The following is a 22,342-nucleotide window of genomic DNA, read 5'->3' as shown; positions in this document are numbered from 1 at the left end:
CCAAATATTTTTAAAATAGCCTGACCGGAATCCAATTTTGTCAGTAAAACGCTCTATCTTCACGCTGCCGGGACAGCTTCACCAACGAATGACCCACGGCACAATTAAGGGGCCAAGCTATTCAAGCACAATATCACCCCTCCAACAGCCAGCACCGCAAGGTTCACCATAATCTTGCGCAACTGCACCTCTAACATTGGGAACAACGCCTTGTGCTTGCTCATTAATATTATCGGCTGCGGTATTTGAATTAGGACCGAGTACCGGATCATAAGGCCTTTGAGTATAGTTATCCCCCACATCTCTTACAATCTGATCAAATTCATCACTCGAAATTCCTGGAGGCGGTTGAATTTCGGCAACAAAATCGTTATTTCCCGGAAAAGTAAAAGCATCCCTGTCAACGTCATAGACATCGTTCCCCCAAGAACCTTGTTGAAGCGGAGATCGCCCACCGAACTCGACGCTGTATTGCCTATCCGACTCACAAAATACTTCACTATCAGGGTCCTCAATAATTACAGCACAATACCGGCCTCCAGCGGCACCTAACAACCCATTCAACCCCTGTAGAGGTCTGCACACAAAGTAGACTTCCAATCCCTCTGGGTCCATATACTTCACTGGATTATTTAATACGTAAGAATAGGTATTCCCCCTCCCCACAAGCCAATAGGATTACTCTGCACATACCTCCCCAAGTTCGCATCATAATCCCGAAAATAGTTATAACTCGTCCCCGTCTCCTCATCAAAATACTGACCAGGAAACCGCAACGGATTCGCCCAACTAGCCCCGGCGGACACAACCTCTTCAGTCTCGCCATCTTTCCTCCTTGAAAAATTCTTAAAAAATTCACCCATAACAACTTATAAAATTAAAGTTAATCCCTAGCCTTCCCCCCTAAAGGGGTGAACGCCTAATTAAGGCTTAAATTAATGTGGATCTGACCCCGATTATTAAAACTGCCCCTTTCTTTTCTTGCAGTTTATTTCTGCCGCTTTGGACGGCATGGAGGAGCAATCCCAACGGTTTACTTTTTTGGTTGTAGGTTTTGGCGTATTTGAAGGTGGGCGGTAAGCGGAATTTTGTTGAGCGCTAGAACTTCGATCTGCGTTCTGCCGTTCTATATTTTTGAAGGCTTTTTTGTTCTTATCACGGTTGTCGTTATCGACTACGTTGGTGTCGGTTTCGACCGTTTCACTTTTCTCTTTATACTTTTCCGGCACTTTGTCGCCATAGTGAACCCGACCCTTCTCGTCAACCCATTTCAGTATTTCAGCCTGCGTACCCATGGTACACACACATAACACAATCGCTAGTAGTCGTTTCATAACACCCGGTTCCTATTGGGTTGCACTTGCTAAACACGGGCACCGCTGGCCACAGACTTAAACATTAACTCGACAGAAACCAGTAGAACAAGCCTTAAAGGATAAACGAATTAGACCTGCTATGGCTGCCATCACTCAATTACTTGCCCCGACAGCTGCTGTTTACTTAGCGACCGCTCGGTCGGTATACTCAATTTCCCACTATTTGTTGTAGCGCTGTACCCATGAATGCACTCAGAGACCCCGAAGCCACGCGCGCGCATCTGCTAGAAGTGGCAGCCGAAGAGTTTAGAGCCCGCGGCTACGAAGGTGCTAGCTTATCGGATATTCTTGCCCGTGCGGGGGTTTCCAAGGGTGGGCTTTATCATCATTTCGCCAGCAAGCAAGCCTTAGGCTATGCGGTGTTTGACGAAATTCTGGTGCCGTATTTTTTCGGTAAATGGCAAGGCCCACTCTCTATGCAAGACCCGATTCAAGGGCTGTACGAGCTGATGACTTTCTTTGCTACCTCGATGACAGACGAACAATTGGCCGTTGGCTGCCCCATGAACAAGATGGCTACGGAGCTAGGCCAGTCTGACGACGGAATTCGTGATAGAGCTCAGGCAGCCTTTAATACGCTTCGCGAGCAATTCTGCGAAGCGTTCAGTAAGGCTAAGGAACGGGAACTGGTAGCAGCTGATACAGACACGCGGGCCGCCTCTGCATTTATCGTTGCCAGTATTCAAGGGCTCACGCTGCAGGGTCAGCACTCTGGCGATATGGATTCTTTTCGGTCTGGCGTTTTATGCCTAGCAAATTATATTCTCTCGCTGAAAGGTCACACGCCCAAAACGTAACCCACACGCCAATATTGCCAAGGTGAAGAAAATTTCACCTTATACCGACCGGTCGGTCGGTATCGTTTCCCGCCGTTGATTCACATCAAATCTACGACTCCATTCATCGCTCCAGGAGGAAAAGACAAATGGTTCAGTCTCATGCTTTCGACAAACGTATCGGTCGCTTTGCCGACCTTATAATTCGCCAACGCTGGTGGATAGTACTCTCGGCGGTAATTATTAGCCTAGTGCTCGCCAGCGGCATGCGCTTTCTCGGTTTCGACAACGACTACCGCGTGTTCTTCTCTGAAGATAATCCGCATCTCCAGGCGTTCGACGAACAACAGCGTACCTATACCAAAAACGACAACATTCTCTTCACCCTCACCCCCAATAACGGCGAGGTGTTCAGCCCCAAAACCCTAGCGGCGGTTGAGGAGGTCACACGTGAAGCCTGGCTAATGCCGTTTGCGCTGCGCGTAGACTCCATTTCTAACTTCCAATATTCCCACGCGGATGGCGACGAACTTATCGTGGAAGACCTAGTAGTCAACGGAGCAGAGTACGGCCCCGCACAACTAGCACACGCCAAAGCCATCGCCCAGTCTGAGCCTTTTATCGTGGGTCAACTGCTAAACCAGGACGCCAGTGTTACAGCGGTAAATGTAACCTTTCAGATGCCTCAGCTGTCTATGGACGAAAACCCTCAGGCTGTAACGGTTGCCCGTGCGCTAAAGGACAAGATAGAAGCTAAGTACCCGGTTACTGTGCACCTTTCCGGCGTTGTTATGCTCTCTAATGCTTTTTTCGAGTCGAGCATGAACGACATGGCAACACTAATTCCTGCGATGTATCTGGTTATCATACTAATTACATTTGCACTAGTGCGCTCTGTCGGGGCCACCTTAACAACCGTATTGGTCATATTTTTTTCAATGCTCGGTGCAATGGGCGCAGCGGGTTTTGCGGGTATTAAAATTACCCCTCCGTCTTCTTCGGCCACTACCATTATCATGACCCTGGCGGTAGCCGACTCTATACACTTTCTGGTGTCGATGTTCGCTGGTATGCGTAAGGGCATGAACCGGCACGACGCTATTCGCCATAGTATGAAAATAAATTTTTCTCCTATATTGCTCACCTCGATTACCACCGCCGTCGGTTTTTTGTCGATGAACTTCAGCGATGCCCCACCGTTCCACGACTTAGGTAATATGACCGCTATCGGTGTGATGATCGCTTTTGCGCTTTCAGTAACGTTGTTACCGGCAATGATGGCAATAATTCCTGTAAAAGCGAATGCAAGCCAAACACGCTTTGGCACATGGATGGAAGCGCTGGGTGAATTTGTGCTCGCCAAGCGTAAGCCAATATTCATCGTAAGTGCGCTTGGGGGCATCGCGCTCGCCGCTGCCATTCCGCTCAATACTTTTGATGATAATTTTGTAAAGTATTTTGATGAGTCTGTAGAGTTTAGAACCGACACCGATTACATCAACGATAATTTAACCGGTATTTATCAAGTGCAATTTTCGCTGTCTGCCGGCGCAGATTACGGCATAAGCGACCCAGAATTTTTGGCAAAAGTCGATAGTTTCGTAAATTGGTATCGCTCACAACCCGAAGTTACGCACGTTAATAGTTTTACTGATACCTTCAAGCGTATTAACAAAAACATGCACGATGATGACCCCTCTTACTACTCGCTGCCAAAAGATAAATCATTAGCGGCACAATATTTGTTGCTGTATGAATTGTCGTTACCAGAAGGCCTGGATCTTAACAACCAAATGGACATTGGCAAAAGCGCCACTCAGGTTATCGTCACCCTTCACGACATGCCCTCCAGTAAAATTGCCGACGTCGCCCAGCGCGGACGTAATTGGTTATCGGAAAATGCTCAGTTAGACTCCTACGGCGTTGGCCCATCGGTTATGTTCGCCTATATCTCCGAAACCAATATGAAAAGTATGCTCGCCGGCACCTTCGTCGCCATACTGGTTATTTCGCTTATTATTACGTTTGCGCTCAAAAGTGTGCGTATTGGTTTAATAAGCCTTATTCCAAACCTATTACCCTTAGCGGCTGCTTTTGGTCTTTGGGGCATTCTTGTGGGTGAAGTAAATGTGGCCGTATCCATGGTGTCGGGTATGGCGCTGGGAATTGTTGTGGATGACTCCGTACACTTTCTCAGTAAATATCTGCGTGCTCGGCGCGACGAGGGGCTAAGTACGGAGGATGCCATTCGGTATGCTTTCTCTACGGTTGGCGTGGCCATTGTCGTTACCAGTATTATTCTGGTTGCCGGCTTTAGCGTACTCGCACAATCTAGCTTTGGCATGAATTCGGGCATGGCCATTCTTACGGCTATTGCGATTACCTTGGCGCTAATACTGGATTTTCTGTTGCTCCCCGTTCTGCTGCTTAAACTAGACAAGCAGCCCGCAACAGAAAGCATTACACCCGCTAAAGACATTATTAAATCTAAAGACCCTCAAATGGAATTTAAACCTCAGCCGGAGATTGTTGCATGACCACTCTCAAACCCCTCGCCCTTGCGCTCACGTATACCACCAGCTTGCTGTTTGCACACGCAACTTTTGCAAACACGCCCGAGGAAACTGGTTTAAAGATCGCCAAGGAAGTTGATACCCGAGATATTGGCTTTGGCGATTCAATATCCGAAATCACCATGTCGCTGAAAGACCAACACGGCAACGAGCGCAGCCGTAAGATGCGCAATCGCACCATGGAAGTTCTCGGCGATGGCGATAAATCTATCATTATTTTCGACAACCCTGGTGATGTTAAGGGTACCGCATTTTTGAGTTATACCCACAAAACAGGGCCAGACGACCAGTGGCTATTCTTACCTGCGCTTAAACGTATTAAGAAGATTTCCTCTAGTAACAAAGCCGGGGCTTTCATGAACAGCGAATTTGCGTTTGAAGATATTGCCTCACAGGAGGTTGAGAAGTACAGCTACCGGTTTTTGCGAGACGACACCTATGAAGGCAAGCCTGTATTCGTCAATGAAAGCGACCCCGTAGACCCTAAATCGGGCTACTCAAAGCTCGAGGTCTATATTGATACAGAGCGCTATATCCCACTTAAAATAGATTTCTATGATCGCGGTGAGCGCTTAAAGAAAACCTTAGTGCTATCAAACTACAGCCAGTACCTCGGTAAATACTGGCGTGCGCACACATGGTCGATGCGTAATCATCAAACCGGCAAAAGTACGGTATTAACCATGGAAAACTGGAAGTTCGGTAACGGTTTTACCGACAAAGATTTCAACAAAAACAGTCTTTCGCGTATCAAGTAATCAAGGATTTTTAGCACAATGCCCAATTCCACCTATTGGGCAGTCGCCAGTTTACTGGCACTGCCTTTTTTTTCTACACTTGGTATGGCAGGCGAATTCAAAGGTTATATTGGCGCAGAAGGGCGCTATTTTTTTGAAGACGCTCCATTCGACACTCAGGAAGACCCTAGTGCCTCACTGTCGGCGGAACTGGAATACTTCCACGACTTCGCTAGTAACGACCAGCGATTGGCCTTTACTGCTTTTACCCGTTACGACAGTGTCGACGACAACCGCACTCACACGGACTTACGCGAGGCTTATTGGTGGAGGGGTTTTGATCAGTTCGAAGTTTACTTCGGCCTGCGTAAAATTTACTGGGGTGTGACCGAATCCGTTCATTTGGTCGATATTATTAACCAGACCGACGTGGTAGAAAATATCGACGGTGAAGACAAACTGGGGCAGGGAATGCTGCAATTGGTTTCTCAACAGACGTACGGACTAATTGAATTCTTCCTGATGCCGCATTTCCGCGAACAAACATTTCCCAGCGAGAACGCTAGATTACGGCTTCCTATCGCCATATCCGATAACACTAGGTACCAATCCAGCGATGGCGACCGGCATGTGGATTTCGCGCTGAACTGGAGCCACTATTTCAACGTTTGGGATGTTAATATTTCCCATTTTTCAGGGACAAACCGCACGCCCATTTTTTTCCCAACGATGGAAACCGGGCAACTGGAACTACAGCCCTATTACAGCCAAATTGATCAAACCGGACTTGCCCTGCAGGCAACCGTAGACGCCTGGTTATGGAAGCTAGAAGCCATTAGCGTCGAGGAAGAAGACTACGGGCGGAACTCAGCAGCCGTTGCCGGTTTGGAGTACACTTTTTTTAGCGTATTTCAAACAAACGCCGACTTAGGCCTAATCGGTGAATATCAGTTTGATGATCGTGTTGGTGCGAGACAAACCCTCTCACAAAACGATCTGGCAATCGGTATGCGCTGGGCCCTTAACGATATAGACGGTTCTGAATTTCTTACTATTGCCAGCCACGACTTTGATTACGATACACAGTTTTTTTCATTTGAACTAGGCCGAAGAATTACTGACGATTGGCGCATAGAGGCCGAGGCACGGTTCTTTGCTGCGGATAACCCTCTAGCACCCAGCTACGCTTTTGATCAAGAGGATTATGTACAGCTCGAAATTCGACGATATTTTTGAACAAGCCAAGTCACCCGCTTGGACAAAAAAAACCGCCGATATCCGGCGGTTTTTTAAAAACAGCTATCAGAACCTAGTTGCAAATGCCCTGATACACCAAAGTACTGCCCTGCATTACGCCATTCACACGACCGGAACAAGAAGAACACGTTGGAACACCTGAAGTCATCATACCAGGTATAGATGAACCATTTGTAGTTGATCCAAAGATGTAACCCGATGGGCGAGTTCCGCCGCAAGCATTAGGTACTATCTCGCTTATAGCTGGTGAGGTACAGGAACCTGTATTTCGAAAACCAGTACTTAAAGAGATTTGACAAGTAGTCGAACCAACCGCCTTTGCTGTCACTTGTTTAACAGCGGCAGTTTCACCGTCGATTACACAGGAATATTGTACATCTAGTGTACCGCTGCTGCCTCCGCCATTAAGACCGGTTAGGTTCCATGTACAGTCGTCGGCAAAGACACTCATCGAACTCATAAGCAAAGTAACTAGCGCTATTTTAATAATATTCATTATTTATCCTTAAGTTTAAAAATTGAAACATCCAAGAAAAAATCCCTTTTATTGCGCAAATGCATTTTTAAATAGAGCAGATACAGTTACGCGCCACGCCAAATCCTTTTTAGCGCTAATTCTTTATTCTGATTCTTCAAATTCACCGACATAGAAAGTCACTTCGCCCGCGTCGATATCGCGTTCAATATTCACCTTCATGGCTTCGCCCTTTAGCATCACTTCCCGTGTAAACGTTTCCACCAAGGTATCGGCGTGCTGTTGATCCGTTACCGCTACGGATAATTTACACTGGTCATCGCGACACTCAGTGCCCTTCAATACATAGTCTTTAAATTTTTCATTGCTTAAAAAAGACTGCAGGTGTTCACTTTCATTATCGTAGGCATCATTGGTAATAGGTCTGTCTGCGTAGGTTTCGGCAACTGCCTCTTTTTTTGCGACTAGATCGTCGCCAACCCATATCGTTTTTTCCGTCTGTTGTTCCGGCACGCTAGTAGTGACTGCTGCAACGGGCGCATTCGCGGTATAGACTTTTCCGATTAGATCACTGCCGTTTTTCGGCACTACGTTTATGGCGATATCGCTTTTTAACCCTGTAACGGAAGTTGCGTCTGACGGGTAAGGCACACTAAGGGTATCTTCGGTAGTGGAGATTGGCGGGGCGATTTGCTTTGAGGGTTTAACGAACAACGTAAATATGAGTAGGCAGCAGACAGCTATTACCGCCGTAGCGAGTAGAAATCTAATCGACATGAGGGAACATCCTGTTATAGAAAGAAATTTCCAATGTAAAAAAACAAGCAAGAACGGTTCACGGGCTTCCGTATAGTTAACGTGTAAAGATATTAAATTAGAATAACTCACCCCATATAGATCGCGGGTAAAACTAGGATGGGAAAACAGTTCATATATTTGGAAGTGTGAACTATTTACGTTTTATGACACGAAATACACCATTCAGACATATTCGAACGCGTCTACTGTGCGCTTGGAACGCTGCTTGGGTTCGTGCAACACCGTCTAGTTATGGCAAACAGTCGAACATCTATTTTAAAAACAAAATGAACTTTTCATTGATTTTGTATATGAATAAATTTCATTTCGGCTAGAGCGTCTTTAGCTCCGGTAATGGGTATTTATTCAGGCATAGTTATTTATTTGAGGGGGAGTGTTTTGGAGGGGCTGTTTCAGGTGTTAGTCACCTGAAACCTAGCTAACACCTGACGATACTAACTGTGAGGGCTAAGGTTTGACTAAAAAGTTGTCACAATCGATTGGTACACCGTAATCATACGGGCCAGCTCAAAGGGTGGCTTTATAAAAGCGTGGTAATGGCCTTTCGGATTTATAATCACAATGTTGCCGGTATGATCAACCGTATAGTCGTTATCTAGCATCACCTTGCGAAAGGCGACATTTAAATTTTGGGTTAGCTGCATGGTCTGTAAAAAATCGCCGCTAACGCCAATAAAATCTTCGTGGAAATGCGCCACATATGGCGTAAGCTTTTCGGGCGTATCGCGTGCCGGGTCTACGCTTACTAATACAACCTGTGTTTGCTCAGCAATACGGCTGTCGAGTTTTTCATACACTTGGGCCAATTTTGCCATGGTAACTGGGCAGATATCCGGGCAGTGGGTAAAACCAAAAAACATAATGGTCCACTTGCCGGTAATATTTTCCAGCTTAAAAGCGTTGCCTTTTTGGTCGGTAAGCGAGAAATCTTTAATGATGCGTGGATTATCAAATACAACGGCGCCGTTGACCCGTAATTCCATCTCGCTCATAACGCGAGGTTGTAGCATTTTGTGAAAGAAACCCGCAACAAACAACGCCATAAGCGCAACTATAAGGGCCACGGTTTTAGCAATACCGCGTTTCTGCGCAGGGGTTTTTACAGCGTTTAGAGAATTATTTGTCATTATTAACGACCAATTGTTGATACAGGCATAAGGTAGTGGTCAAGCAACATGATTACAAACAGAGCCATTAAATAGACGATCGAATATTTAAAGGTATCCATGCCGGCATTTTTATTTTTACCTATCATCATTGTAATGGCGTAGTAAATAAACCCAATGCCCAGTACAAGTGCGCCCAACAAATACAATACATTTAGCATTTTCGTTGCAAATGGCAATACCGTAACCACTACCAGAATTATGGTGTAGAGCAATATATGCAGTTTGGTATAACTTTCGCCGTGGGTAACGGGTAACATGGGAATTTCGGCATTCGCGTATTCCGCTTTTTTGTGTACGGCCAAGGCCCAGAAATGCGGTGGTGTCCACGCAAAAATAATAAGCACTAGCAATAAACCGTGGCCGTCAACACTGCCTGTTACCGCTGTCCAGCCAAGTAACGGCGGTGCCGCACCCGCAAGGCCGCCAATCACAATGTTTTGCGGTGTCGCACGCTTTAAATAAAAGGTGTAGATATACGCGTACCCCACCAGAGAGGCGAACGTTAGCCAGGCGGTAGTGGGGTTAATGAGAAAATACAGTATTGCCATACCCATAAGGCCGAGTACTGTGGCAAAAATAATAGCGTTCATGGGGGCTACCCGGCCTTTTGCTACAGGTCGGTTAAAGGTCCGCGCCATTTTTAAATCAACTTGTCGGTCAACAAGGTGGTTTACCGTAGCCGCTGAACCTGCACAAAGCGCAATACCCAGGTTACCAAACAGTAACACCTGCCAAGGTACCATACCCGGCGTTGCCAACAGCATGCCGATAACGGACGTTAGCAACATTAACAATACCACGGTGGGCTTAGTTAGTTCGTAATAGTCCTTCCAGTGATGCTGCATGGCCTCTTCAAAGGTTTGTTCTTTTAACTCTGTCATGAACTTTGCTCTTTAGAGTGTCTTAACGGTGCGGATACGGTGATTAAGGGTAACCATCGCCAGTAGGAACAAGGCCCCCCCCGCGTTATGCAAAACCGCGATTGACAGCGGTAATGCAAATACAATGTTACTTATGCCTAAAGCTACCTGAGTCACGACTATGCCTGTCACGGCAACAGCCATTCTGCTAGCCAGCTTCGTTTTTATCTGCCAAAGCCTAACCGTCAATAACAAAGTAACGAGGGTAACCACTATCGCGCCAAAACGGTGGATTAAGTGGATAGCCGTACGCGCATTGTTATCCATTAAGCCGCCGAGATAATTAGGGCCCACTTGCTGGAAAATGTTAAAGCCTTGGGCGTAGTCTGCCTGGGGTAAATACATGTTTTGACAGGTTGGAAAATCTGGACAGGCAAGTGCGGCATAGTTAGACGAAGTCCAGCCGCCCAAGGCAATTTGGCAGACAACGAGCACAAGTGTTAGCAAAGCAAGTTTTTGCAACGCCATCAATTTAATAACCTGCGGTGCCTGTAACGACCAATGCCAACCGCCACTGCGTTGCAATAGCAGCCAAATTAAACTTAGCGTAGCGAACCCGCCCAGTAGGTGCGCGGTTACCACTTGAGGCCATAGTTTTAAGGTAACCGTCCACATGCCAAAAAAGCCTTGAACGATTACTAAACCCGCCAGTAAAGCCGGTAGTAGAAACGGCTGCTTATCTTTGATCGCAGGCGCTTTTATTCGTGCTAAATTACCGAAATAAAGCCCAATAAGCACCCACAGGTAAGGATCCAGTATATCGCCTATGATAACCCTTGCTACAACACCAGAAACCAACACAACCAATAGAATGAGTACGCTGCGCAATGGCTGGCTATTTTTTCTGGCGTTATACGCGATGCCGAAAATACCAAGAATAACTAAGCCAAGCGTTGATGCAAAAATTCTATGAATTTGTTCTGGCCAGGTTTTATGGGCTTCTACGGGGGTTTGTTCAAACAGTTGGTTAGCCGCTTCAATTTCATGGGCTTCATTTGGCACCCACACATGGCCATAGCACGTTGGCCAGTCTGGGCAACCTAGGCCAGCGTCTACCAAACGCGTAAAGGCGCCGAGCACCACTACAATCGTAGCCATAATTAAAGCCAGTAACGCCAGCCTTGTCATCAATTTATTAGGTTGCATTATTGGTAGTCAATTGAGTATTTAAGCGCACGTTTAATATCTTTTAGCAGTTCATTGCCGTGTTGTGCGGTGGTGTAACTCATCATCGCAAAGCCTTCTTGGTCTATGAGCAAATAAAACGGATTTTGGGTTGCGTCCAATCCAGATTCACTTTGTCCAAGCCACGTAACCCAGTGATTTGAATCTGCGTTAACCAGTTTTAAATTTGGATGCTCAGCTTTTATTTGATCGTATATGCGCTGCCCTACTGTGCCACCTACATTGACGGCAATACGTTCAACCCGCGAACTTTTTTCAGACAAACGAATATGAACCTGGCGTGTGGTATAAAAATTCTGTTCACACGCCTTATTACACTCGGTAGTAATAGGAATGAGTAATCGCCACTTCTTATTGGTTTGCAACGCTTGGATAAAGTCGGGCTCTGTGGCCCCCAGTAGGTCTTGAACTTTTACCGCTTTTGATAGGAGTACACCGGTATTGACGGTATGGTCGGGCACGCCCATACCGGTATAAAACATGGTGTAGGCGGCTATTATCGGAAAAATCGAAACCGTTAAAAGCGCTATTATTGTCCAGCTTTTCTTTTTTGGGGTATTGGTTTTTACCGCGTCCGTACTATTCATCGTATTTATCTGTTTGCTTTATTAAATTCAAAATATTGGTGTTGGTAGCCAGCCAAAGTACGCAAAGCGCGAAGGCCATGGCAAACCACTGTACGGCATAACCACGGTGTTTCTCGGGCGTCATATTAATAGGCTGCCAGTTTACCAGCAGAGCATCCTGGCTGTCGGGGTCGATAAGCAGCGCTTGGGGCTCAAAATGTTGGCCGGCTTGTTTCGCCATAAGCGCAATATCAATTTCCAATAGCCTATGGGGCCAGTTTAACGCTTTTTCGGTTGGCTTATGCTCGATAAACCGCGAATCACTCGGGTACTTGAGCGTACCGGTAATTCTATGCACCCCAGTAGTGGTGTTAATTGTTGGGTTATCTTCCCGGTAGTAGCCAGCCTTGATCCAACCACGATTAACCAGTATCCAGTCGCCCAATTGGGTCTTAAAGGGCATTACCACCTGATAACCGAGCTCGCCAGCCAACTGCTTGTTTTCGATTAACCAAAATTTTTCGCGGTAAAATTCGCCCTCTAAATACACACGCCGCACGCTTTCGGCGGTTGCTAAAATCTCGCGGTAATCTACGGCCGGCTCAGCTTGCTCGGCCAGCCAGCTTTGCTGTAAGGTCTGCTTCTCTTGCGCGCGACCCATTTGCCAAATACCCAAGCTAAGCAAAACCGGCAGCAACAACACTGAAAAAGCCGTCAGCTTCCAGTTCAGCGTTAAAGCTAGCCGTTGGTTTGTCGCCATGTCGCGTTCTCTTTGGGAATACTCTTACGGAAAATAATGTATGAGCACCACAGGCTTAAAAATCGCCATCATCATACTGTTTATTGCCATGGTTGCCAGCCTCAGTAGCGGGCTGGTTTTTCTGGTCAAGGATATAAGCCGCTCAGAATCGAAAAGAACGCTTATTGCGCTAGGTGTGAGGGTTACCCTTGCAGCCGCACTCATGGGAACCATTGGCTACGGTATTTACAGCGGAAAATTATCGAATACGGCTCCTTGGGGGGAACACCGACAGGCGCCAGCTACTCAGCAATAAGCGAAGCTAAAAAAAAGCTCCCATAAACAGGGGAGCTTTTTGGTTTCCGTCGCCAGACAACTGATGTGTGGCGTTTTTATCCCAGTATATAAACAAAGAGGAACAGACCAACCCATACCACATCTACAAAGTGCCAATACCAACTGGACGCTTCGAAGCCAAAGCAGTCACTGTGACTGAAGTGGCCCTTGGTTACCGAACGCAGCCATTGCACCAGTAGCATAAAAGTACCCATGGTAACGTGCAGGCCGTGGAAACCAGTGAGCATAAAGAAGGTGGTGCCGTATACACCTGTTTCCAGGGTAAGGCCCATATGGCTGTAGGCGTGAACATATTCTTCCACTTGCAAGATTAAGAAAATAATGCCCAGCGCGACAGTAATACCGAGCCAAATGTTGAACCGCTTTTTGTTGTCTTTTTTAAGTGCCGTATGGGCAAAATGTACCGTGAAACTGGAGGTAATCAATACCGCCGTGTTCCAGAAGGGCAACCAACTTGTCCATTTACCCACGCCGGGGTTGCTCATGTTTTGATCTGGGCCTACAACGCCACTTTCAACACCTTTCGCCATATCGGGCGTAGTCATGAGTGGCCATTCGGCTTTAAAGTCATTCCACAACAATTCACTTGTGGGCCCTTCACTTAAGCTAGGCAACGATATATTGCGCAAGTACCACAAAGCCCCGAAGAAGGCGCTGAAAAACATAACCTCAGAAAATATAAACCAACCCATACCCCAAACATAGGAGCGCTTAAGCTGTGCACCGTTTAGGCCTTTCATGTTTTCGTCGATAACGGTGGAAAACCACTTAAAGAGTACAGCGGCCAAAAGCACAAAGCCGAGTAAAAATATTGTAGCGCCGCTGCCGTCTTTGTCGGCGGACATTTCGTTCATCCAGTTCCCAAGACCAAATACCGTTAAAAACAAACCAAGGGATGCCAGTATTGGTAACTTGCTCTGCTCGGGAACATAGTAAGTTTCGTGTTTTTGTTCCATTTATCCTACCCCGCTATTTCTCAGCGTGCGGTTAATGTGGGTGAATCGGTAAGCTCCGATTCTTGATTATTTTTTGCTTCCAGCTCTTGCTGCTTGTGGGCAACAGCGTCTGGCGAAATTTCGGTAACATCAAACAATGTATAAGAAAGGGTGATGGTATTCACCCCCTTGGGTATTGCTTGATCGACAATAAACTGTAAACCCAAATCGGTTGTTTCGCCTGGCCCTAGCGCTTGCTGGTTAAAGCAGAAACACTCGGTTTTGTGAAAGTAGTCTGTGGCGTTGTGGGGTACCAAACTGGGTACTGCCTGCCCAACCATAATATTGCCGGTTGGGTTGTGGGCAACAAAGTCGGTTACAACTGACTCACCCGGATGCACTTTTAACGAAAAATCCTTTGGTTTAAAACCCCAGGGCATATTTTCGTTATTGGTGCCAACAAACTGTACGGTTATCACCCGGCTTTTATCCACATCGGCACTAACCGCTATGTACTGGCCCTTGGTTTTACCGTTCAGGCCAGTCACTTCACAAAACAGGTTGTAAAGGGGTGGCATCACCCACATAGCGAATACAAACATAGCCACCACTAAACTCAGCGATTTAATAATGCTGGCCTTAATAGCTTTTTTTTCACTGCTTGTATTCATTACAACCTTGCCTTATTTGCTAAAAATTTACTTCACCTCAGGTGGCGTAGTAAAGGTGTGGTAGGGCGCCGGTGAAGGCACTGTCCACTCCAAACCATGCGAACCTTCCCACACTTCTGCTGTAGCTTTCTTACCACCGACAATGGTGCGAATCACGATGTATAGGAACATGAGCTGAGCAGCACCAAACAGGAACGCGCCAATAGATGAAATCATATTCCAGTCTGCCCACAGTGGGTTGTAGTCGGGAATACGCCGCGGCATACCGGCAAGGCCGGAGAAGTGCATCGGGAAGAAGGTTACATTCAAACCAATAAAGGCTATCCAGAAATGTACTTTACCTAGGGTTTCGTCGTACATGTTGCCCGTCCACTTGGGCAGCCAGTAGTAGACGGCTGCGGTAATGGAGAAGATAGCACCCGGTACCAGTACATAATGGAAGTGAGCGACAACAAAGTAGGTGTCGTGATACTGGAAATCGGCCGGAGCCATAGCCAGCATCAAGCCGGAAAAGCCACCGATGGTAAACAGAATCACAAAGGCAATGGAGAACAGCATGGGCGTTTCAAAGGTCATAGAACCCCTGAACATAGTCGTCACCCAGTTGAAAACCTTCACCCCGGTTGGGATCGCAATCAGCATGGTGGCATACATAAACACCAGCTCACCAAACAACGGCATACCCACGGTAAACATATGGTGCGCCCACACAATAAAGCTTAAGAAAGCGATAGAGGCTGTGGCGTATACCATGGAGCTGTAACCAAATAATGGCTTGCGGGCAAAGGTGGGGATAATCGCTGACACTATACCGAATGCGGGCAGAATCATGATGTACACCTCTGGATGACCAAAGAACCAGAACACGTGCTGGAACAATACGGGGTCACCGCCACCGGCCGCATCAAAGAAGCTGGTACCGAAGTGAATATCCATCAGCATCATGGTTACCACACCGGCCAATACCGGCATTACCGCGATAAGCAGGTAGGCGGTAATCAGCCATGTCCATACAAACAGCGGCATCTTCATCAATGTCATGCCTGGTGCACGCATATTCAGAATAGTCGCAATAATGTTGATGGAACCCATAATCGACGAAGCACCCATAATGTGTACTGCGAAGATAAAGAAGGTTACCGATGAAGGTGCATAGGTAGTGGACAATGGTGCGTAGAATGTCCAACCGAAGTTGGGGGCTCCGCCTTCCATAAACAACGTGGACGCCAACATTGCAAACGCAAAGGGCAAAATCCAAAAGCTCCAGTTGTTCATGCGTGGCAGGGCCATATCCGGAGCACCGACCATCATCGGTATCATCCAGTTAGCCAAACCCACAAACGCGGGCATAACCGCACCAAACACCATCACTAAGCCATGCATGGTGGTCATCTGGTTAAAGAAGTTAGGCTCTACAATTTGCAACCCGGGCTGAAATAACTCAGCTCGGACGACTAGAGCAAAAACACCGCCAAGAAAAAACATGGCGAACGAAAACCACAGGTACATTGAACCAATGTCTTTGTGGTTGGTGGTGTATAACCACCGAGTAAATCCTTGAGCAGGACCATGTGCCATAAAGTTATTCTCCTTATTGGCCTTGCTGGAAATTCACGACGTCGATTGGCTGGACACTATCGCCCATGTTATTGCCAAACGCGTTACGCTGAAAAGTGATAACGGCTGCAGACTGAACCGGCGTTAACTGCTCGCCAAAGGCCTGCATCGCTGTTCCGTTGACGCCGTTGAGTACCACGCCCAGGTGATTATTCATCTCACCCACGGCAACAGCACTACCGGCAATTGCAGGGAACATGCCCGCAACACCTTGGCCATCAACTTGGTGACAGGCTGCACAACGTTCGTTGTAAACCGTTTCACCCTGACTGTAGAGCTCTTCGAAACTGAGAGTCTGCTTGGCCGCTTCGGCAATGGCCAATGTGGCCTCGCGCTTTTTCGCCAACCAGGCGTCGTAATCAGCCTGCGAAACAGCTTTGACCACAATCGGCATAAAGCCGTGGTCTTTGCCGCAAAGCTCCGCACACTGGCCCACAAAAGTGCCAGGCTCTTCCACGTAGGTCCAGCTTTCGTTGACATAACCCGGTATAGCATCGCGCTTAACCGCCAGTGCAGGTACCCACCAGCTGTGAATAACATCGGCGGCGGTCACCAGAAAGCGAACCTTTTTACCCACTGGAATAATCAACGGCTCGTCGACATCCAACAGGTAGTCTTCCGTTTTCTTTTCTTTGTTGTACACCTGTGCCTGAGATTTTTTGCTCAGGTTGGAGAAGAAGCTGACTTCTTGGCCAAGGTATTCGTATTTCCACTTCCACTGGTAACCCGTCACCAGAATGTCGATATCGGCATTATCGGTGTCATAGAGCTTTTTAAGCGTAGTCGTAGCAGGAATGGCCATAAAGATAAGAATAAGGAAGGGAATAACCGTCCAGATAATTTCCAGCGTGGTACTTTCGTGAAAATTCGCAGCTTTAGCGCCACGGGACTTGCGGTGAACGATCATGGAGTAAAACATTACCCCAAAGACCACAACACCAATGGCGACGCACCACCACAAAATCGTCATATGGAGGCCGAATACCTCCTGGCTGACGGAGGTTACGCCTTCGGTCATGTTCAGTCGCCACTCACCTGCGGTAGCCATAGCGGGCACTACCAAAACAGTTATCGCAAGTAGCAGAGCGAACGACCGCTTGGAAAAACTTAACATCGCCCCATCTCCGTTTGAAATTATTGTTTGCTCATTATTGTTTTAGCAAACTCTGAACAAGTCTAGGTCGCCAAAGACCAATTAGGCTTGTTCAGAGTTTCCTGCATTTATTTGCGCCAAATCATTGAAAAAGCGCCAATTTAGGTGCGACACCAAGTCGCAGGCCGCGATTATAACGGCAGCCAGTGCAATATAGTAAGTGGTGATGGCCATTGCATTTAGTATTTTTTATTCCAATGGCGCATAAAACTAACACTTTTTGTACAATTATGGGCCATTCTTATTCAAACCGGCCCGGATAAAGACCATGCATTTCAAAGGGTTACCCCATAAAAAGGCCTTCCACATGGCCTGGCCGATGATCCTCAGCAATATTTCGGCTCCACTGATGGGTATAGTCGATACAGCGATGCTTGGTCACCTGGAAAGCCCTCTTTACCTCGGTGCTGTGGCTATAGGTGCCAATATTCTTGCGCTGTTACTGTGGATGTTCGCGTTTTTACGTATGGGCACCACCAGTTTCGTCGGCCGAGCTTTCGGCGCCGGGGACACCGACTTGCTACAGCGACAGCTCGGTCAAAGTATGGCGCTGGCGGTTATAGCCGGCTTTGCGCTTATTGCTCTGCAGTGGCTGATAGTACCCATCGCTATTGGCTGGATGGCGCCCAACCCCGAAATTGCCGAGCTGGCCACACGCTATTGCCACATTCGCATCACCGCCGCGCCGGCCGCGTTTATTACCTTTGTGGTGATAGGGCTGTTGATTGGTCTACAGAACACCCGCTTGCCCCTTGTGATCACCGTCGCCGCTAATGCCCTCAACATTGGTCTCGATGTACTGTTTATTATGGTGTTCGATTGGAAGAGTGACGGTGCCGCATGGGCAACGTTAATTGCCGAAGTGTTTGCAGGGATGCTCGCGCTGTGGTTGGGCGGCTATGCACTGCGGCGCTATTTAAACATCCGCTGGCATCGCCCCAGCCTGCAATCACTGCTTGATGGCAATGCCTGGGCGGAGCAATTAAGGCTCCACGGTGACCTGTTTATTCGCACCGCACTACTCTTGTTTATCTTCAATTTTTTTACCGCTCAGAGTGGGCAACTGGGCCCAGTCGTTCTCGCAGGCAACGCCATTCTCATGCAACTGGTACTGTTTCAGTCTTTTGGTTTAGATGGCTATGCCCACGCCGCCGAAGCCATGGGTGCCAAGGCCTTGGGTGAAAAGGACCTCAACGGCTTTAAACGCAGCTGCGGTGCCAATTTTAGCGCTGCTATTGTGCTGGCGCTGGTCGTTTCCACGGGCCTGCTAGTGGTGAAACAGCCGTTGATCGGGCTGTTCACTAATATTTCCGCCGTCGCTGAGTCCGTCGCCAGTCACTACCACTGGTTGGTGCTCTTCCCGTTAGTCAGCGTTTGGACCTACATACTCGACGGTATCTTTATTGGTGCCGGAAAAACCCGGATCATGCTATTAACCATGGTGGTCGCGGTGTTCGCTGGATTTCTGCCTTTATGGTGGTTCACCCAAGCTCTGCTCAACCATGGCCTATGGATTACTTTTCTTATTTTTAACACGATTCGCGGAGCAAGCCTGGGCTGGGCCTTCTATACTCTAAGCGCAAGGCACAAATGGTTCTAAACATCCATTTCGCTGGAGGGAAGCGTTCCGACATTGCTGTAAACGTAAAAATGGCGCACGAGTTAACATAAAGCCCGTAGAGAAAATGCTGTAATACTGTTATCGGCCCCCTGATTTTACACGCCCGTTCTGCCCACGTTTTATATGATTGAGCAACGAATTTTGTACATCCGCGAATCCATAGCTGAAGCTCACAGGATTGAGGCGAAGAATCACCGGTTAAGAGACTTTTTGGAAGCGAAGTTGCCGGAGCTGCACCATGCCATCTCTCTTCCCCAGGGAAACGGCGTGGATGTGCTGCAGGAATTCATCACTCACTATATAGAGCACGTTCCCGACTTCCTCGAAGCCCTGGCTGAAATTACCAAATCGGCCGGTGTGTATGAATACGCGAAAAAATTTTTGGTGATCGCCGAAGACTACTTCTTCGAACCGCCCGAACTACTTGAAGGTCACGATGGTTTACTGGCGTTGATCGATGAAGCCTACCTAGCCCACCGTTTAATAGAAGAAGTAAACGACCGCGTGATGATGGCCAGCGGCTTGCCGCTATCGCCCATGGATATGACGCTCTCCAATATTGTTGTGCACGATATTCTTGGAGATCAGTTTGCCAATCAACTCGACCTCGCCGTGCACTACTCAATGGAATCGCTGTTCGAAACCGACAGTTTTTTCCGCAATGCCCATTTCGAAAACTATTTGCATACTCACAATAACGATGACTGGAAAGAAGCTATTGAGAAGTGGCCGTGTTTGGCCGGAGACTCTGCAATAAAGCTGAAGCTTGCGCACAAGCCCCAGGGTGGGTCAATCCACTAGTTTCAGCCCCCCACCGCCACTACACACGCTTAAAAACGTGAACACGGGTCAAACAGTACCCCATTACCGCTGGGATATGATATGGCCACACTACAACATCTGCATTACTCAGCGTAGTGCATGGGTAGCCTGAATAATTCTAGCCACGAGTATTTATGGGCGCTTCTATTAATGGCTTTTGCCCTATGCACAGTCGGCGTTTACATTGGCCCAGCGCAATTCAAACTCAAATTTTGATTGTACCCGCGAAAGCGGAAGCTATTTTTACGTACTCCCATAGGCCCTGAAAATACTTGACTCCCGCCTTGGCGGGAGTAACTGATGGGAGCTGTTCGAAGGTTTTTACCCTAGTATTTCAATCTAGGAACCACCGCGATTTTATGTGCAGCGCCTATTGCTCTCCGTTAAAAGGGCCAAGCACAGTATCGGGGTCGGACCAAAAAGCGCCCCACACACTCGGTTCCTCTACGTAGTACACGGCATCCCCGTGTAAAATTCCACGGCCAAACGCACTGTAAGAACTCCACAGTTGATCGGTAGCACTATCGACTACCATCGCGCCCTGAAGACCTAAACTGGCCTGATCTTGCGTTAACCCGCTAACGTTCATTAACACCAGCATGCGCGTGTTTTCGCTAGGCGAGAACGAAAGTTCACCACCACCATCGAGTACACCCCCGCCACCCAAGGTAACGGGTAGGGTAATACGCAATTCATCGTCACTGTGACGCAGGAACGAGAGCGATTTGTGATCGTAAAGTGCATCGCTCCAGCTCCAGTTACCCCCCATGGTAACTTCACCCGCTATTGCAGGGTTCGCCGGATCGCTCACGTCGAATAGCGCCGCTTTTAACCCTAGCTGTATGCCTTGTTCCGTTGCTTCACGACCAAATCCAAATACATAGTCGTCATCTATCGGGTGTAAATAGGTCGAAAACCCTGGTAGCTCTAACTCCCCAGCAATTTGCGGCGCCGCAGGGTTAGAAAGGTCCAGAATATACAGCGGATCTGTCTGCTGGAAGGTCACCACATAGGCTCTGTCTTCCCAGAAGCGCACCGCATAAACATCTTCACCGGGCTTCCCAATGGCCTGATCGCTGTCTTCGGCCGGTAACATACTCACTAGGTCCAGTGTTTTGGCCTCGGTGTTTTCCGTTAGCACCCACAAACGGTGCTCCCGCTCACCATCGTCACTGATACTGCTGGTGAGTATCCGCATGTGATCTTGGTACTCGTCCATGCGAAAAGAGGGGCTAGACCAACCCAAATTGCCCGGTACCGAGCCCGTGGCCACGTAATCTACGGTGTTATCAGCAAGGCTGAATTTATGCATCACCGAGTAGCTTTCACGCCAATTGTTGCCGTATTCCGTTGCTACCAGATAAAGCGCATCGGTAGAACTATAAATATTTTCTACCGGCGTACTTAAACACACCGATTTTGCTACCACCTGCTTGCGTAGATCGATGGCGACAATATGGTGAAGGCTGCGATACCCCTGGTATTCGTCAAGGTCCGCACTTGCCAAACATTCATCACCGGTTGTTAACAGCTGGCGCTCACCGCCATTAATACGATAGCCCGGCAAAAGGTCGGCAATACTCAAATCGCTTAGTGCATCTTCGGTAAGGTCGGTTAAGTCGTTACCGCTATGGTCCAAAAGAGCAGGCGCGCCACCGTCGGCGGTGTCTTTTAGCACGCTAAGTTGAGGTAGATAACTGGTAACCAAATACAGCATGTCGCCAATTTTTCGGCTGTTATGCAGCATGCCGTCTAATTCCAGCTCCCATGTCAATTCAGGTTCCGCGGGGTTTTCTAAGTCATGAATTTTAACGGCAGAAGAATAGTGGGTGTTGTACCACCCCCAGTCCGCAATACCCACACCGCAAAAACCAATAAACCCAGAGCTATTTAAGCTAACCAATGCATCTGCCGGCGCGTTAACCGGTGCGCCTTCTGCCGGTTCATCGTTCAGTAAATACAACTCCAATGCGCTGTAACTACTGTCGCTGAATGGGATTTCTGCTACTGGCGAAGCCGTTGCCGTCTCGGGGTCTGTGGCGAGAATTTTTATACTGTCCCCCGTAGACTCACCATCTACCCATCGTGGCCATGCGTGCACGTAAAGGTATTCACCGTCGTATTTCACGTGGTCTGCTTCGTCTACACCGAATACCTGAGTATTGGTGCCGGAGAAACTGCGTGAGCTATTATCCGCGTTGGCGTCAGATGCAGACTCCGCTGCAGGGGAGACACTCGATTCAAAAGCAAAGTTCGGCTCACCCAGGGCAATAAAGTCTCTGGTGTTGTGCACGTCACGGCGCACGCCATTGCTTAATAGTTGCAGTAATTGTTCGCTGGTAGCGTACTGCAGCACCTCAGAGGAAGGCTTAGGCGCTTTCAGCAGGTCGTAAGAAATGATCGCCCCATCTTTAGGGTCCAAGTTGTCGGTATCAGAACCACCATCACAAGCCGTAAAAAGGGTGACGACACCAATCGTCAACAATAGTCGTTTCATCGAAAGTCTCTCCTTGGGAACTATAAATCAGTCGGTTTCCCTTGTACTTCGTTTAAGGGCTGCAGATTTAGCGGCAG

At 47.9% G+C, this 22,342-nt stretch carries 22 protein-coding genes; 7 read left to right on the top strand and 15 right to left on the bottom strand.

Going from position 1 to position 22,342, the window contains the following annotated elements:
• Positions 1-117: 117 nt before the first annotated feature.
• From H5336_RS11275 to H5336_RS11270, 3 genes are all read right to left on the bottom strand, one after another.
• Positions 118-615 (bottom strand): hypothetical protein, encoded by a 498-nt coding sequence (locus H5336_RS11275; protein WP_221628039.1) that lies wholly within the window; start codon positions 613-615, stop codon positions 118-120.
• A 17-nt stretch (positions 616-632) separates the two neighbouring features.
• Positions 633-863: an RHS repeat-associated core domain-containing protein gene (locus H5336_RS23805; protein WP_221628038.1), complete on the bottom strand. Its 231-nt coding sequence runs from the start codon at positions 861-863 to the stop codon at positions 633-635.
• Positions 864-959: 96 nt separating this feature from the next.
• Positions 960-1,334 carry a DUF4124 domain-containing protein gene (locus tag H5336_RS11270; RefSeq protein WP_185234221.1) on the bottom strand — a complete coding sequence of 125 codons (375 nt, stop codon included), beginning with the start codon at positions 1,332-1,334 and terminating at the stop codon, positions 960-962.
• A 224-nt stretch (positions 1,335-1,558) separates the two neighbouring features.
• On the opposite strand from H5336_RS11270, the gene H5336_RS11265 reads away from it, so the two are divergent.
• From H5336_RS11265 to H5336_RS11250, 4 genes are all read left to right on the top strand, one after another.
• The gene (locus H5336_RS11265; RefSeq protein WP_185234219.1) at positions 1,559-2,173 is read left to right on the top strand and encodes a TetR/AcrR family transcriptional regulator; all 615 of its coding nucleotides are present in this window, start codon (positions 1,559-1,561) and stop codon (positions 2,171-2,173) included.
• Positions 2,174-2,301: 128 nt separating this feature from the next.
• Positions 2,302-4,689: an efflux RND transporter permease subunit gene (locus tag H5336_RS11260; RefSeq protein ID WP_185234218.1), complete on the top strand. Its 2,388-nt coding sequence runs from the start codon at positions 2,302-2,304 to the stop codon at positions 4,687-4,689.
• The gene (locus tag H5336_RS11255; RefSeq protein WP_185234217.1) at positions 4,686-5,483 is read left to right on the top strand and encodes an outer membrane lipoprotein-sorting protein; all 798 of its coding nucleotides are present in this window, start codon (positions 4,686-4,688) and stop codon (positions 5,481-5,483) included. The genes H5336_RS11260 and H5336_RS11255 overlap by 4 nt, the downstream gene beginning before the upstream one ends.
• A gap of 18 nt (positions 5,484-5,501) precedes the next feature.
• On the top strand, positions 5,502-6,698 hold the full coding sequence (locus tag H5336_RS11250) for a hypothetical protein (protein WP_185234216.1): 1,197 nt from the start codon (positions 5,502-5,504) through the stop codon (positions 6,696-6,698).
• Between the two features lie 73 nt (positions 6,699-6,771).
• Here the strand turns inward: H5336_RS11250 and H5336_RS11245 are convergent, their stop codons facing one another.
• The 7 genes from H5336_RS11245 to H5336_RS11215 form a co-directional block, all read right to left on the bottom strand.
• Positions 6,772-7,179, bottom strand: coding sequence for a hypothetical protein (locus H5336_RS11245; RefSeq protein WP_185234215.1), 408 nt, complete (start codon positions 7,177-7,179; stop codon positions 6,772-6,774).
• 159 nt (positions 7,180-7,338) lie between these two features.
• Positions 7,339-7,971 (bottom strand): hypothetical protein, encoded by a 633-nt coding sequence (locus tag H5336_RS11240; protein WP_185234214.1) that lies wholly within the window; start codon positions 7,969-7,971, stop codon positions 7,339-7,341.
• A gap of 500 nt (positions 7,972-8,471) precedes the next feature.
• The gene (locus H5336_RS11235) at positions 8,472-9,140 is read right to left on the bottom strand and encodes an SCO family protein (protein WP_185234213.1); all 669 of its coding nucleotides are present in this window, start codon (positions 9,138-9,140) and stop codon (positions 8,472-8,474) included.
• A gap of 2 nt (positions 9,141-9,142) precedes the next feature.
• A complete protein-coding gene (gene cyoE, locus H5336_RS11230) occupies positions 9,143-10,063 on the bottom strand; it encodes a heme o synthase (protein ID WP_185234211.1) in 921 nt (306 codons plus the stop codon).
• 12 nt (positions 10,064-10,075) lie between these two features.
• Positions 10,076-11,230: a COX15/CtaA family protein gene (locus H5336_RS11225; protein WP_281385688.1), complete on the bottom strand. Its 1,155-nt coding sequence runs from the start codon at positions 11,228-11,230 to the stop codon at positions 10,076-10,078.
• A 17-nt stretch (positions 11,231-11,247) separates the two neighbouring features.
• Positions 11,248-11,874: a redox-active disulfide-containing membrane protein gene (locus H5336_RS11220; RefSeq protein WP_185234207.1), complete on the bottom strand. Its 627-nt coding sequence runs from the start codon at positions 11,872-11,874 to the stop codon at positions 11,248-11,250.
• Positions 11,867-12,613, bottom strand: a complete 747-nt coding sequence (locus H5336_RS11215) for an SURF1 family protein (RefSeq protein ID WP_185234205.1) — start codon at positions 12,611-12,613, stop codon at positions 11,867-11,869. Before H5336_RS11215 ends, H5336_RS11220 begins: the two co-directional genes overlap by 8 nt.
• A 40-nt stretch (positions 12,614-12,653) precedes the next feature.
• Here H5336_RS11215 and H5336_RS11210 point away from each other — a divergent pair, with 40 nt between their 5' ends.
• A complete protein-coding gene (locus H5336_RS11210; RefSeq protein WP_185234203.1) occupies positions 12,654-12,908 on the top strand; it encodes a DUF2909 domain-containing protein in 255 nt (84 codons plus the stop codon).
• Between the two features lie 76 nt (positions 12,909-12,984).
• Here the strand turns inward: H5336_RS11210 and H5336_RS11205 are convergent, their stop codons facing one another.
• From H5336_RS11205 to coxB, 4 genes are read right to left on the bottom strand one after another with little or no spacing between them, the layout of a single operon-like run.
• The gene (locus H5336_RS11205; RefSeq protein WP_185234201.1) at positions 12,985-13,905 is read right to left on the bottom strand and encodes a cytochrome c oxidase subunit 3; all 921 of its coding nucleotides are present in this window, start codon (positions 13,903-13,905) and stop codon (positions 12,985-12,987) included.
• Between the two features lie 20 nt (positions 13,906-13,925).
• Positions 13,926-14,555: a cytochrome c oxidase assembly protein gene (locus tag H5336_RS11200; RefSeq protein ID WP_185234199.1), complete on the bottom strand. Its 630-nt coding sequence runs from the start codon at positions 14,553-14,555 to the stop codon at positions 13,926-13,928.
• Between the two features lie 27 nt (positions 14,556-14,582).
• Positions 14,583-16,133, bottom strand: a complete 1,551-nt coding sequence (ctaD, locus tag H5336_RS11195) for a cytochrome c oxidase subunit I (protein WP_185234197.1) — start codon at positions 16,131-16,133, stop codon at positions 14,583-14,585.
• Positions 16,134-16,146: 13 nt separating this feature from the next.
• On the bottom strand, positions 16,147-17,286 hold the full coding sequence (coxB, locus tag H5336_RS11190) for a cytochrome c oxidase subunit II (protein WP_185234195.1): 1,140 nt from the start codon (positions 17,284-17,286) through the stop codon (positions 16,147-16,149).
• 307 nt (positions 17,287-17,593) lie between these two features.
• Here coxB and H5336_RS11185 point away from each other — a divergent pair, with 307 nt between their 5' ends.
• Entirely contained in the window at positions 17,594-18,925 is a 1,332-nt protein-coding gene (locus H5336_RS11185; protein WP_185234193.1) for an MATE family efflux transporter, read from the top strand.
• 144 nt (positions 18,926-19,069) lie between these two features.
• Positions 19,070-19,747, top strand: a complete 678-nt coding sequence (locus H5336_RS11180) for a hypothetical protein (protein WP_185234191.1) — start codon at positions 19,070-19,072, stop codon at positions 19,745-19,747.
• A 391-nt stretch (positions 19,748-20,138) separates the two neighbouring features.
• Here H5336_RS11180 and H5336_RS11175 read toward each other — a convergent pair whose 3' ends face one another.
• The gene (locus H5336_RS11175) at positions 20,139-22,265 is read right to left on the bottom strand and encodes a beta-propeller domain-containing protein (protein ID WP_185234189.1); all 2,127 of its coding nucleotides are present in this window, start codon (positions 22,263-22,265) and stop codon (positions 20,139-20,141) included.
• Between the last annotated feature and the right edge of the window lie 77 nt (positions 22,266-22,342).

The organism is Teredinibacter franksiae (assembly GCF_014218805.1).
In the GTDB taxonomy this organism is placed as follows: Bacteria; Pseudomonadota; Gammaproteobacteria; order Pseudomonadales; family Cellvibrionaceae; genus Teredinibacter; species Teredinibacter franksiae.
The sequence above is the reverse complement of the archived record's forward strand: the minus strand, read 5'-3'. Positions and strand labels throughout refer to the sequence as shown.